The sequence below is a fragment of the Nocardioides sp. AN3 genome, assembly GCF_054653495.1.
In genome coordinates this window covers 1-11,617 of sequence record NZ_BAAIGC010000042.1, presented here as the reverse complement: position 1 = coordinate 11,617, position 11,617 = coordinate 1, and the positions used below count along the sequence as shown (strand labels likewise).

The following is an 11,617-nucleotide window of genomic DNA, read 5'->3' as shown; positions in this document are numbered from 1 at the left end:
TTCCCCCATCGCATTCGCCTAAGTCGTTCGTACGCCGGCAGCCCGGGCCTGTTCCCACCACAGCTCCAGGCTCAACAGCTGCCACACCTGTTTGGAGAAGTCCCGCCGCCCGGACCGCTGGTCGGCCACCAGACGCTCCAGGGGCTCGCGCGCCAGGACGCCGCTGGCGACGAGCTCGCCGTCCAGGAGAACGTCGTCGACGAGCTCGGCGAGATCGTTGTTCACCCAGGCGCGCAGCGGGACGCCGAAGGACGCCTTGGGCCGGTCGATGATCTCGTCGGGCAGCCAGTGTCGCGCCACCTCGCGCAACGCCACCTTCTGGCGGCGACCGCGGATCCGGTCGGTCTCGCGAAGGGAGAAGGCAGCCTCGAAGACCAGCGGGTCGACGAAGGGCACGCGGACCTCGCAGGAGGCCGCCATGCTGGAGCGGTCGGTGTAGGCCAGGTTCAGCCCGGACAGGAACAGCCGACTGTCGGCCAGGCACATCCGTGCCACCACCCCGTCGAGCTGGTTGTCGTCGTAGATCTGTCGATGGCCGTCGACGAGCGCGTCGACGTGCCCACCCCAGTCGGGGTGCAGGAGCCCGGCGAGCTCGTCGGGCGCGAACATCGTGTAGCTGCGCCGGAACGCCTCCTCCTCGCCGAGCTCGGCGAACGAGAGGAACCGCTGCGCCCACCGGACCGTCCGCAGACCACGACCTCCGGCGACGACCGGCAGCCGGTTCGCCACGCCCGCGACGCCTCGACGGGCCGGCGCCGGCACTCGTCGATAGCGCATGGCGAGCAGGCATGCCAGCTGCTTGCGGTAGCCACCGAACAGCTCGTCGGCTCCCATGCCCGAGAGGAGGACCTTCACGCCGGCGGCACGGGCGCTCTCGCACATGAGCAGCGTGTTGAGCGCAGCCGGGTCGCCGATCGGCTCGTCGAGCACGTCGACCACCCTCGGCAGCATGTCGACGATGTCGGGCGAGATCTCGATCTCGTGCAGCCGGATCCCGAGGTGCTGGGCCATGACGCGGGCGTACTTCGCGTCGTCGGGCATCGCCTCCAGGCGCTGGTCGGCGCCACGGAAGGCGATCGAGTACGCCTCGATGTCGGGCAGGTGCCGGTGTGCGATCGCCGTGACGAGACTCGAGTCGAGTCCGCCGCTGAGGAACGACGCCACCGGCACGTCCGCGACGAGGTGGGCCTCGACGGACTCCTCGACGACAGCCCGGAGGTCGCGCGGTCCGCCTTGCGCTGCCCGTGCTGACACCTCGGCCGGGTCCCAGTAGGTGCCGCTCCGGCTCGTGCCGTCGGGACGGTAGAGGGTCCACGACCCGGCGGGGTGCTTGAACACCTCGCGCACGGCACACACCTGCTCGGGGAGCCAGTAGTAGAGCGTGGACGCCGCCATGCCGAGCGGGTCGATCGACAGCTCGGGGCCGAGAGCCGCCACGATCGCCTTCAGCTCGGAGGCGAACACGACGCCGGATCCCCTGCGCATCACGTACAGGGGCTTGATGCCGAGCGGGTCTCGGACCAGCGCCAGCTCATCGGTGGCGGTGTCATGGATCGCGAACGCGTACATCCCGCGGAACCGCTTGAGGCCGTCCGGACCCCAGGCACGCCACGCCTCGAGGACGACCTCGGTGTCCGAGCTCGTCGCGAACGCGACACCGGATCGCTCGAGCTCCGAGCGCAGGTCGCGGTAGTTGTAGAGCTCGCCGTTGTAGGTGATGGTCAGGCCGTTCTTGCTGAACGGCCCGTCCGCAGCGGACGAGAGGTCGATGATCGAGAGCCTGAGGTGTCCCAGGACGACGCTGGCGCGCGGGTTCACACTCTCCACGACCGCAGACGCGTCTGGGCCGCGATGGGCCAGGCGCTCCACCATGACCGAGGTGATGAGCTTGCCCTCCACCTGTTGGTAGCTGCCCGCGATGCCGCACATGTCCGAGATCCCCTTACTGGTTCGCGGCCAGTGCGGCGGAGTGCTCGGCCGCGCTGGGGATGCTGCGCAGGTTCGCGTCGAGCAGTCCCGCGGCTTGGAGCCGGTTGATCTGCTCCAGCCGGACGAAGGTGTGGTCGAACGCCTCGCGCGTCAGGCCGTTGCGGCGCATGTCGCCCGCCAGCTCGTCGATGCCGGCTGCCACCGTCCACACAGGCTGGAAGGCGGGGAGCAGGGACGTGATCTTGCCGAAGTCGACCCGGTAGTCGCGCTTGTCGGGCGAGGCGCCCTCGGCGAAGGTGACCGGCGCACCCGTCCGCTCGGCGACGGCTGTCGCGATGGTCCGGATCTGGACCACGTCCTCGTCCCGGCCCACGTTGAACGCCTGGTCGTGCACCACGTCGCGGTCGGCCGCCAGCACCGCCAGGAACGCCCTCGAGATGTCCGCGGCGTGGACGAGGGGTCGCCATGGCGAGCCGTCGCTCTGCAGCCGCACCTCGCCCGCGGTGAGGGCCGCTCCCGTCAGATTGTTGACGACGATGTCCGCACGCAGACGTGGGCTCGACCCGTACGCCGTCGCGTTTCGCAGATAGGTCGGGCTGAAGGTGTCGTCGGCGAGCTTGCCGATGAGCTGCTCCGCGAGCACCTTGCTCTGGCCATAGGGCGTCACGGGGTTGAAGGGGCTCTCCTCCGTCACCGCACCGTCTCCGGCGGCGCCGTACAGGCTGCACGAGGACGAGAAGACGTAGCGCGGGACGCCCGCGTCGCGGGCGACCCGGGCCAGGTGGGCCGCGCCATGGGCGTTGACCGAGTAGGTCGCCTCCGGGTTGAGGTGGCCGACCGGGTCGTTGGAGATGGCGGCCAGGTTCACGATGGCGTCGAAGCCCTCGAGGTCCGCAGGCGCCTGGTCTCGGATGTCGCCGGTGCGTGACTCGTAGCCCGCAGGTTGCGGGCCGAAGTCGCAGCCGTCGTACCAGCCCGCGTCGAGGCCCTCGACCTCGTGGCCCGCAGCCATCAGCATCGGCACCAGCACGGCGCCGATGTAGCCGCGGTCTCCCGCCACCAGGACTCGCATGGAATCGCCTCTTCCTCAGGTCGTGCAGCTTCGGTCGTGACGATCACACCGGACACCACGCAACCGGACACGGGACATCCGCGGCTCATACCTGACATTGGGGATAGGGGTCTGAGTCGTTCTCGGGCGCCATGGCGTCAGGTCCGGCCGACGCCGAAGCGCCAGCCGTCGAAGCGAGGCTGGCGCTCGAAGGTGCTCGGCTGAGCCGGGCCCTGGCCCTGGGTCAGTTCGTGAAGGTGGCGTACTCGAGCAGCTCTTGGGGGACGCCGACGTCGTACTGCGCGACCACGTCGGCGGGCAGTCGCTCGAGGTCACAGATGCGCAGGTAGTCGCGCATCGTGGTGCCCGTGCAGTGCGAGTCCACGTTGATGGCTCCGCGGCCGGCCTCCACATCGGCCCGGTGGACCACGCGGAAGTCGACGCTGATGCGCGTGCGGCCCGACGTGTTGGGGACCGAGGAGTGCAGCTGGGCGCCGGAGAACACCATCACCCCACCGACCGGTGGCACCGGCCGGATCTGCGGATCGAGGTCGATCGGCTCCTCCGGCTTGGGCTGGTCCCTGGTGTCGACGCCGATCTGCGAGGCGGCGATCGCCCTGCTGTCCCGGTTCCAGGCGTAGTAGTTGTACCGCTCGCTGCCGTTCGCGATCCCCCGGTCGAAGTACTGCGGGTGGAAGGCGACGACGTTGTCCGGCGAGACGTCGTAGATCGGGAGCCACCAGTTCAGCTGCATCATCGGCGCCGAGTACCAGGTGTCACGGTGCGGGTGGAACGCGTAGGCGATGCCGGTCGTCAGGTAGTTGTCGGACGTCGAGGTGCGCATGCGCGGCACGTCGAAGTAGGTGAGCTCGGGGTCGGCGCCGTGCTCCTCCAGGATCGCCCGCAGGTGCGTCTTCGACTCCGGGTGGTGGATGAACGCCGGCTTCAGGTCGCCGAGGACGTGCGCGTACTCGTGGACGTCCATCTCGAACTGGGCCGTCTCCGGATCGCGGCCGTCGAAGGCGTCCTCGATCATCGCCCGGGTGAAGGCCACGAATGCCTCGATGGCCGGCGAATGGGTGTGCACGAAGATGTCGCCGCAGTAGAGCGCGTGCCGCCTCTCGTCGTCGGTGCACTTCGGGTCGACGATCACACTGGTCACGGGAGCCTCCAACAACGTAGGCAGATGGGTCGACAACCGCGATCACACCGAACACCACGCGGCCCGGCTGCCGGATCCCCAGGGCTTACCGCACATTGGGGAATCGACCTCGGTGTTCGCGCCTGAGTGCAAAGATCCCCTCACTATCGAACCTGGCTAGCCTCGCCTCAGTAGTGATACTCCCGGCCCATGGACCTCGAACTCTCAGGCCGGCGAGCGTTCGTGACAGGTGGCAGCCGGGGCATCGGACTCGCCATCGCACGCGGGCTGGCCCGCGAAGGCGCCGTCACCTCCATCGGGGCGCGCGGCGCGGCAGGCCTCGATGATGCGGTCGGCAAGCTCGGCGCCGAGGGACTGACCCTCCACCCGTACGTCGTCGACGTCACTGACGCCCAGGCGCTCGAGTCCGCGATCGCGACGTCGGCCTCCGAGCAGGGCGGCCTGGACCTCCTGGTGGCCAACGCCGGCGGATCGCGCGGTGGCGGGATCCAGACCGCGACCGCCGCGGACTGGCAGTACACCTTCGGCGTCAACGTCGTCCACGCCGCGGTGGCGGTGCGCGCGGCGGTCCCGTGGCTCTCCATGTCGGGCCACGGCGCAGCGCTGGTCATCGGGTCGATCAGCGGATGGAAGCCACGTGCCAGCTCGGCCTACGCGGCGGCCAAGGCCGCCGAGATCCACCTGGCACCCGCGCTCGCCGTCGAGCTCACGAAGGAGCGGATCCGGGTCAACACCCTCAGCCCGGGGTCGGTGATGTTCGAGGGAGGACGGTGGGACCAGACCCGCGCCGCCGACCCGGACGCCCACGACCGGTTCGTGGCCGAGAACCTCCCCGGCGGACGGTTCGTGACGCTGGAGGAGGTGGCCGACGCGGCGTGCTTCCTGCTCAGTCCGCGCGCGGCGGGCATCAACGGTGCGCACATCCCCGTCGACCGGGCCCAGGACCGGCCGACGGACCGACCCGTCTATCCCTGACGGGCTACCCAAATTTCGGGGCGACGCCGCACGCCGGCCGAGATCGGCCGCTAGGCCCTGAACCGTTGGCCCGCATGAGGGTGCTGGTCACCGGTGACCGCGGCTACATCGGTAGCGTGCTCGTCCCCGTCCTGCAGGAGGCGGGCCACGAGGTGGTCGGCCTGGACGCCGGCTGGTACGACGGCTGCGACTTCGGTCCGCTCACGACGACCTACAAGCAGCTCACCGGCGACGTGCGTGACGTGACGGCCTACCACCTGTTCGGCTTCGACGCCGTCGTCCACCTCGCGGCGATCTCCAACGACCCGGTCGGCGACCTGGACCCGACCGCCACGTTCTCGGTCAACGTCGACGGGGCCGTCCATCTGGCCGACACCGCGAAGGCGGCTGGCGTGCCGCGCTTCCTCTTCTCGTCCTCGTGCGCGCTCTACGGTGCCGCTGGCCGCCGGCCCGTCGCCGAGGACGCCGAGGCGCATCCCGTGACGCCGTACGGCGAGAGCATCGTGCGCGCCGAGAGCGCCATCTCGGCGCTTGCCGACGACACGTTCTCGCCGACGTATCTGCGCAGCGGGACGACGTATGGCTCCTCGCCCCGGCTGCGCACCGACATCGTGCTGAACAACCTCGTGGCCAGCGCCCTGGCGACCGGCTCGGTCCAGCTCAGCAGCGACGGCACGCCGTGGCGGCCGATGGTCCACGTGCGGGATGTCTGTGCCGCGTTCGTCGCGACGCTCGAGGCGCCGCGCGAGCGGGTTCATGGCGCGGCGCTCAACGTCGGCCGCGCGGAGGACGTGGTGCAGATCGGCGACCTCGCCCATGCGGTCTCCCGGCGGACCGGCGCACCGGTCAGGTCGACGCCCGGCGCAGGGCCCGACCCGCGCGACTACCGCGCCGACTTCACCCGGATCACCTCGACGCTGCCGGCCTTCCGGCCGCGGTGGACGATCGAGGCCGGGATCGACGAGCTCGTGCACGACGTACGCCGCATCGGCATCTCGCCCCAGGAGCTGGGCGGCCCTCGGTTCGTGCGACTCCAGCGCATCCGCCAGCTGCTCGCGAAGGGTCGCATGAGCGCGGGACTGCGAGCCGAGATCACCGCCGTCTGATGGCTCGCCGCCTCTCCCTCATTCTCGGTACGTCCCGCGCAGGGGCCCGTCCGGTCGGCAGGCCGGCTCCTAGCGTCCTCATGTCGCCTCCGACCTGCTCGGTCCCTGGCTCCTCCACCGAAGAAAGGAGCGCCCAATGAGCGCCCCGAAGTGCCGCCTGTGCGGCAGCGAGCTGACACAGACCTTCGTCGACCTGGGGATGTCGCCGCCCTGCGAGAGCTACGTGGAGGCCGACCAGCTCGACCGCGGCGAGACGTTCTACCCGCTGCACGTGCGGATCTGCTCGGCGTGCCTGCTGGTGCAGCTGCCGGCCTACATCGCCGGCGAGGACATCTTCAGCCATTACGCCTACTTCTCCTCCTACTCCGACTCGTGGGTCGCGCACGCCAAGCGCTACGTGCACGCCGCCGCGACCCGCCTGGATCTGGCGGGGGACTCGTTCGTGGTCGAGGTGGCCAGCAACGACGGCTATCTGCTCCAGCACGTCCGCGACCTCGGCATCCGCTGCCTCGGCATCGAGCCGGCCGCGAACATCGCCGAGGTCGCCCGAGCCAAGGGGATCGACACGGTCTGCGAGTTCCTCGGTGAGGCGACCGGGACGGCCGTGGCGAAGGGGCACGGCAAGGCCGACCTGGTGGCGGCGAACAACGTCTTCGCCCACGTGCCCGACATCGTCGACTTCGCCCGCGGGCTCCGCGCGCTGCTCAAGGACGACGGCACCCTGACCATCGAGATCCCGCACCTGCTCCGCCTCATCGAGGACCGGCTCTACGACACGATCTACCACGAGCACTACTCCTACCTCTCGCTGCTCACGACGCAGCGGGTGCTCGCCCAGGCGGGCATGACCGTGGTCGACGTGGAGGAGCTCTCGACGCACGGCGGCTCCTTGCGCACATGGTCGATGCCGACCGAACGGGCCAGCCGCCCGAGCGACCGGGTCGCGCGCGTGCTGGCCGACGAGCGCGCAGCCGGTCTGGACACCGTCGAGGGACATGCGGGCTTCGCCTCGGTCGTGAGCGCGGCTCGGGACGACCTCGTGGAGTTCCTCATCGCCGCGCGACGCGACGGCAAGTCGGTCGCGGGCTACGGCGCCCCGGGCAAGGGCAACACGTTGCTCAACCACGCCGGCATCCGTGAGGACCTGCTCTCCTACACCGTGGACCGCAGCACCTTCAAGCAAGGCATGTTCCTGCCTGGCACGCACATCCCCATCCACGCGCCCGAGCGGCTCGCCGAGACGAAGCCCGACTACATCGTGATCCTCCCGTGGAACCTGCGCGACGAGATCACCGAGCAGCTCGCCTACACCCGTCAGTGGGGCGCCCAGCTCGTCGTGCCGCTCCCCCACCTCGAGGTCTTCTGACCCGTCCGGTGGACGGTCTACGCGCCGTAGACCGTCCAGCGGTCGGCCAGGTGCGGCCAGGCGTCGCGCAGCTCGTCCTCCAGGTCGGGCAGCATCAGGAGGATGTGGCTCGGATCGGCCGCAAGCATCGCCTCAGGGGTCACGATCGGGATGGCGGTGCCCGGCATCCGCCGGCCCTGCTTGGCCGGCGCGCCGTCGGCGATCCCGACGACAGCGTCGGGAGCGAGGCAGGCGGCGGCGAGGACGGCGACGGCGCGCGAGCCGGCACCATAGAGCCAGGCGCCCTCGGGCTGCGTCCCGACCCAGTCACGCAGCCACGCCACGTCACCGTCCCGAGCGGACGCGAGCGCCGCCATCGACGGCGCGTCCAGGACGCCGGCGGCCACCTCGGCCTTCTCCAGCTCCTCCACCGCGTCGGCCTCGGCCGCCGGCCCGGCGCCGCTGCGCGAGGCGAGCAGCAGCACCGAGCCGCTGTAGAGGTCATAGGTGCGCGCGGCGAAGACGGACAGCCCGGCGTCGGCCAGCAGCCGGCGAGCCGCAGGGATGCTGTGATAGGCGAAGTGACCGTGCCGCAGGGCGTTCCACTCGCGGCGACTCAGCGTCGCCGCGTAGGTGGGGAACTGGAGGACGAGCGTCCCGTCAGCAGTGAGCGCCTCGGCCCGCGCGCGAAGGGCGGCGGCCTGGTCGCGATCGTGCATGAGGCCGTAGACGTCGATGACGACGCCCGCCCGCCCGCCCGACGCGGCGATGAAACCCCGCGCCTGCATGGCCTCGGCCCACGAGCCACCGTGCGGGCTCGCGAACTCGAGGAACTCCCCCGGGGCGAGCAGCCCAGCGGCGACGAGCTCGTCGACGGCGTCGTGGGCCTGCCGGACCGCCGCCCGCGGCTCGATCGCCCGTGGCTCCTCCGGCGCCGTGGCGTCGTCCAGCAGCTGCGCGAGGCCGCAGTCGGCGCACCACCACATGGCCAGCGGGTGGCGCGGATCGGGGCCGGGGTCGGAGGTGGAGGGGAAGTGGTCGGCGGCGGGCTGCCTGCCGAGGTCGAGGACGACCTGCCCCTCGACCGAGCGACAGCCTCGGCAGCGGTGACGCTCAGCCGACATGGCTCAGCCCGAGCTCGCGCCACGAGCCCGCTCCCTGGTCGCGCGGGCTGAGGGTGTCGACGGGCAGGGGCCACTCGATCGCGAGCTCGGGGTCGTCGTAGCGCACGGAGAGGTCCTCGGCCGGGTCATGGGGGCGGTCGATGCGGTAGCAGATGTCCACCACGTCACTGAGCACCTGGAAGCCGTGCAGGAAGCCTCGGGGCACGTACAGCATGCGGAAGGTCTCGTCGTCGAGACGGAAGGCCTCGTGCTGGCCATAGGTGGGCGAGTCCGGCCGTGCGTCGACGATCACGTCCAGGATGGCCCCTCGCGCGCAGCGCACGAGCTTCGCCTCGCCATCGCCGCCGCGGCCGTGCAGCCCGCGCAGCGTCCCATGTCCCGAGCGCGACTGGGAGTCCTGGACGAACGCCGCCGGGTCGAGGCCGTGCTCCGCCGCGACATCGGCGTCGAAGGTGCGGGTGAAGAACCCCCGCTCGTCGTGATGCGGCGACGGGCTGAACACCAGCACGTCCTTCAGGGTGGTGCTCTCGACACGCACGGCTCAGACCTCCACCAGCGCCTTGGAGACCCAGAAGGCCTCGGCGTACGGCGCCCGGCACTCCATGCCGCGCAGGCGCATCAGGCCCAGGAAGACCTCGTCGTCCCACCAGTCGTGCGGATGCTGGCTCGGGAAGTGGCGGTTGAGCACCTCGACCTTGTGTCGCGCCAGCTCCGGCGTGAGCCCGATGTAGTGGGTGGGCGCGCCCATGTCCCCGTCCCACTTGGGGATCTCGAAGTGCAGCACGAGGGCATCTCGCCAGACCGTGGTCACCATGACGCCGAGGGTGCGGTGGTCCTGGTGGGCGTCGTCGACGCGGTGGGTGAGCACCAACTGGGGCCGGCAGTGCCGAGCGAGGTCCTCGAGGTGCTCCTTCGCGGCCTCCCAGTGGGTGGGCAGCCGACCGTCGGGCAACGCCGCGAAGGTGGTCTTGGCGCCCGGGAGCAGCTCTTGCAGCGCCCCCTGGGACTCCGCGACGCGCTCCGGCGTGCCGGTCAGCACCGCGACCGTGAGCCGGACCTCGGCCCGCTCGGCCAGGCGCAGCAGGGTGCCCCCGCATCCGATCTCGACGTCGTCGGGATGCGCGCCGACGCACAGCACGTCCAGGGGGCCCTCGGGCAGTCGAAGCGGCTCCATGGCTGGCGATCATTCCGGTGCCGCTGAGGCGGCTCGGGCGACCTGGCGGCACATACCCCAATTGGGTGAGCGCCCCGAGCGTCCTCGGCGCGCTCAGGGTCTACCGCAGCACGGTGTGGGCCGCGACGGCGATCAGCCCGGCCAGCGTCACCGCGATCCCGAGCAGGAGGAGCAGCAGCTGCGGCGGCTGGTGCCGGTGCCGGAGCGAGACACCGGGCCTGCGAAGGTGAGCCCTCATGTGTCCCTCCCGGTGACGGCTGCCGACATCTGGCGCCCTCGCCGCGGGCTCCTGTGCCCAGGATCCTGCGGAGACGGGCCGCCTGGAGGCGCCCGGAGCACAGGGCTCCCAATATTGAGTAGTTCGGGCCGCGGCCGGCTCCGCCGGCCCGTGGACGTCGTCCGATGCAAGGGTGACGTTGATCGCGCATCCGCCCGCCGGGTCGGACCCGCAGCCGGAGGAGCCCTCCGGGCACGCGGCCCGTGCGTGGTCCCTGCGCGACCTCGACTCCGAGGACGAGCCACCCGGCCCTCCCGGGCGCCGCCCACGGCGCTGGCGGCGTCTGTGGATCACTCTCCTGGTCGTGCTCCTTCTCCTGGTCGCAGCACCCCTCAGCGCCGGCTGGTATCTCCAGCATCGGCTGACCAGCCAGATCGGCCGGATCCAGGGCGTCTTCTCGTCCATGGACCAGACCGCCCGTCCGGAGAAGCCGGCCCCCGGCGCCCCGGGCGCGAAGGCCGTCAACATCCTGCTGATGGGCACCGACCGGCGCTCCGACGTCGCCACGACGGGGACCAACGCCAGGGCGAGCGACTGGAAGGCGGGAGCACAGCGGTCCGACACGCTGATGGTGCTGCACCTCGACGGCAGCCGACAGGTCGCCGCGGCGGTCTCGATCCCACGGGACTCCTGGGTCGACATCCCCGGTCACGGGTACGGCAAGATCAACTGGGCCTACTCCTACGGCGGTCCGTCCCTGACCGTTGCCACGGTGGAGAAGCTGACCGGCATCCGCATCGACCACCTGGCAGTCGTGGACTGGGACGGCTTCAAGGAGCTCACCGACCACATCGGCGGTGTCGACATCACGGTGCCGCAGACCGTCTACGACCCGGCGAACGCCGTCACATGGACGGCGGGCCGGCACCACCTCGACGGCACCCAGGCGCTCCTCTACGTCCGCCAGCGCTATGGGCTCCCCGGCGGCGACTTCGACCGTGTGAAGCGCCAACAGGCCTTCCTACGCGCCGTGATGCAGGCCAGCATGAACGAGCAGCTGGCCTCGCACCCGAAGAAGCTCTACGGCCTGCTCGAGACGGTCGCACGCAACGTCAGCGTCGACGCCGGCTGGTCGACGACCGACATGGCGAAGCTGGTCCTCTCGATGCGCGACTTCGGCTACGGCGACCTGCGGTTCCTCACGGCACCGGTGCTCGGCACCGGCCACATCGGGACGCAGAGCGTCGTCCACCTCGACGACGCCGCCGGGGCCGAGCTGTGGCAGGACCTGCGCACGGACCGGATCGACCAGTGGTCCGCCGTCCACTGGGACCAGCTCACGGGCCGCACCGTGCGCTGAGCTCTGCGTGATGGCGCTCGCTCCGCTCCGTGGGCGAGCCCCGCAGCGAGCGCCATCCAGCACCGCCCGGCGCCCCCCTCGTCTGGACTGAGTGAAACGAGGGAGGAACGACCGAGTGCAGCGAGGGAAGACGAGGGTCACGAGGCGCCGGGCACGCGCGAGCGCAGCGAGCGC

At 70.8% G+C, this 11,617-nt stretch carries 11 protein-coding genes; 4 read left to right on the top strand and 7 right to left on the bottom strand.

The window, feature by feature from the left end:
* Window positions 1-18 precede the first annotated feature (18 nt).
* From asnB to ACYQ1K_RS25740, 3 genes are all read right to left on the bottom strand, one after another.
* On the bottom strand, window positions 19-1,929 hold the full coding sequence (asnB, locus tag ACYQ1K_RS25750; RefSeq protein ID WP_459986407.1) for an asparagine synthase (glutamine-hydrolyzing): 1,911 nt from the start codon (window positions 1,927-1,929) through the stop codon (window positions 19-21).
* 13 nt (window positions 1,930-1,942) lie between these two features.
* Entirely contained in the window at window positions 1,943-3,001 is a 1,059-nt protein-coding gene (locus ACYQ1K_RS25745; RefSeq protein WP_459986405.1) for an NAD-dependent epimerase/dehydratase family protein, read from the bottom strand.
* Window positions 3,002-3,224: 223 nt separating this feature from the next.
* Window positions 3,225-4,142, bottom strand: a complete 918-nt coding sequence (locus ACYQ1K_RS25740) for a phytanoyl-CoA dioxygenase family protein (RefSeq protein WP_459986404.1) — start codon at window positions 4,140-4,142, stop codon at window positions 3,225-3,227.
* 189 nt (window positions 4,143-4,331) lie between these two features.
* On the opposite strand from ACYQ1K_RS25740, the gene ACYQ1K_RS25735 reads away from it, so the two are divergent.
* The 3 genes from ACYQ1K_RS25735 to ACYQ1K_RS25725 all read left to right on the top strand — a co-directional run bounded on the left by ACYQ1K_RS25735 (window position 4,332) and on the right by ACYQ1K_RS25725 (window position 7,589).
* A complete protein-coding gene (locus ACYQ1K_RS25735) occupies window positions 4,332-5,117 on the top strand; it encodes an SDR family NAD(P)-dependent oxidoreductase (RefSeq protein ID WP_459986403.1) in 786 nt (261 codons plus the stop codon).
* A 74-nt stretch (window positions 5,118-5,191) separates the two neighbouring features.
* Entirely contained in the window at window positions 5,192-6,223 is a 1,032-nt protein-coding gene (locus ACYQ1K_RS25730) for an NAD-dependent epimerase/dehydratase family protein (protein WP_459986402.1), read from the top strand.
* A gap of 136 nt (window positions 6,224-6,359) precedes the next feature.
* Window positions 6,360-7,589, top strand: coding sequence for a methyltransferase domain-containing protein (locus ACYQ1K_RS25725; protein ID WP_459986400.1), 1,230 nt, complete (start codon window positions 6,360-6,362; stop codon window positions 7,587-7,589).
* A 17-nt stretch (window positions 7,590-7,606) separates the two neighbouring features.
* Here ACYQ1K_RS25725 and ACYQ1K_RS25720 read toward each other — a convergent pair whose 3' ends face one another.
* The 4 genes from ACYQ1K_RS25720 to ACYQ1K_RS25705 all read right to left on the bottom strand — a co-directional run bounded on the left by ACYQ1K_RS25720 (window position 7,607) and on the right by ACYQ1K_RS25705 (window position 10,104).
* Window positions 7,607-8,692 (bottom strand): class I SAM-dependent methyltransferase, encoded by a 1,086-nt coding sequence (locus tag ACYQ1K_RS25720; protein ID WP_459986399.1) that lies wholly within the window; start codon window positions 8,690-8,692, stop codon window positions 7,607-7,609.
* Window positions 8,682-9,230, bottom strand: a complete 549-nt coding sequence (rfbC, locus tag ACYQ1K_RS25715; protein WP_459986398.1) for a dTDP-4-dehydrorhamnose 3,5-epimerase — start codon at window positions 9,228-9,230, stop codon at window positions 8,682-8,684. The genes ACYQ1K_RS25720 and rfbC overlap by 11 nt, the downstream gene beginning before the upstream one ends.
* Window positions 9,231-9,233: 3 nt before the next feature.
* Entirely contained in the window at window positions 9,234-9,866 is a 633-nt protein-coding gene (locus ACYQ1K_RS25710; RefSeq protein ID WP_459986397.1) for a PIG-L deacetylase family protein, read from the bottom strand.
* Between the two features lie 100 nt (window positions 9,867-9,966).
* Window positions 9,967-10,104 carry a hypothetical protein gene (locus ACYQ1K_RS25705; protein WP_459986396.1) on the bottom strand — a complete coding sequence of 46 codons (138 nt, stop codon included), beginning with the start codon at window positions 10,102-10,104 and terminating at the stop codon, window positions 9,967-9,969.
* A 172-nt stretch (window positions 10,105-10,276) separates the two neighbouring features.
* Between ACYQ1K_RS25705 and ACYQ1K_RS25700 the strand changes: the two genes are divergently transcribed.
* Window positions 10,277-11,443 (top strand): LCP family protein, encoded by a 1,167-nt coding sequence (locus ACYQ1K_RS25700; RefSeq protein ID WP_459986393.1) that lies wholly within the window; start codon window positions 10,277-10,279, stop codon window positions 11,441-11,443.
* Window positions 11,444-11,617 lie beyond the last annotated feature (174 nt).

What these genes read in the sequence shown, in the direction of transcription:
- asnB (WP_459986407.1), bottom strand. Translation starts at nt 1,929, where the DNA reads ATGTGCGGCATCGCGGGCAGCTACCAACAGGTGGAGGGCAAGCTCATC.
- ACYQ1K_RS25745 (WP_459986405.1), bottom strand. Translation starts at nt 3,001, where the DNA reads ATGCGAGTCCTGGTGGCGGGAGACCGCGGCTACATCGGCGCCGTGCTG.
- ACYQ1K_RS25735 (WP_459986403.1), top strand. Translation starts at nt 4,332, where the DNA reads ATGGACCTCGAACTCTCAGGCCGGCGAGCGTTCGTGACAGGTGGCAGC.
- ACYQ1K_RS25730 (WP_459986402.1), top strand. Translation starts at nt 5,192, where the DNA reads ATGAGGGTGCTGGTCACCGGTGACCGCGGCTACATCGGTAGCGTGCTC.
- ACYQ1K_RS25725 (WP_459986400.1), top strand. Translation starts at nt 6,360, where the DNA reads ATGAGCGCCCCGAAGTGCCGCCTGTGCGGCAGCGAGCTGACACAGACC.
- ACYQ1K_RS25720 (WP_459986399.1), bottom strand. Translation starts at nt 8,692, where the DNA reads ATGTCGGCTGAGCGTCACCGCTGCCGAGGCTGTCGCTCGGTCGAGGGG.
- ACYQ1K_RS25710 (WP_459986397.1), bottom strand. Translation starts at nt 9,866, where the DNA reads ATGGAGCCGCTTCGACTGCCCGAGGGCCCCCTGGACGTGCTGTGCGTC.
- ACYQ1K_RS25705 (WP_459986396.1), bottom strand. Translation starts at nt 10,104, where the DNA reads ATGAGGGCTCACCTTCGCAGGCCCGGTGTCTCGCTCCGGCACCGGCAC.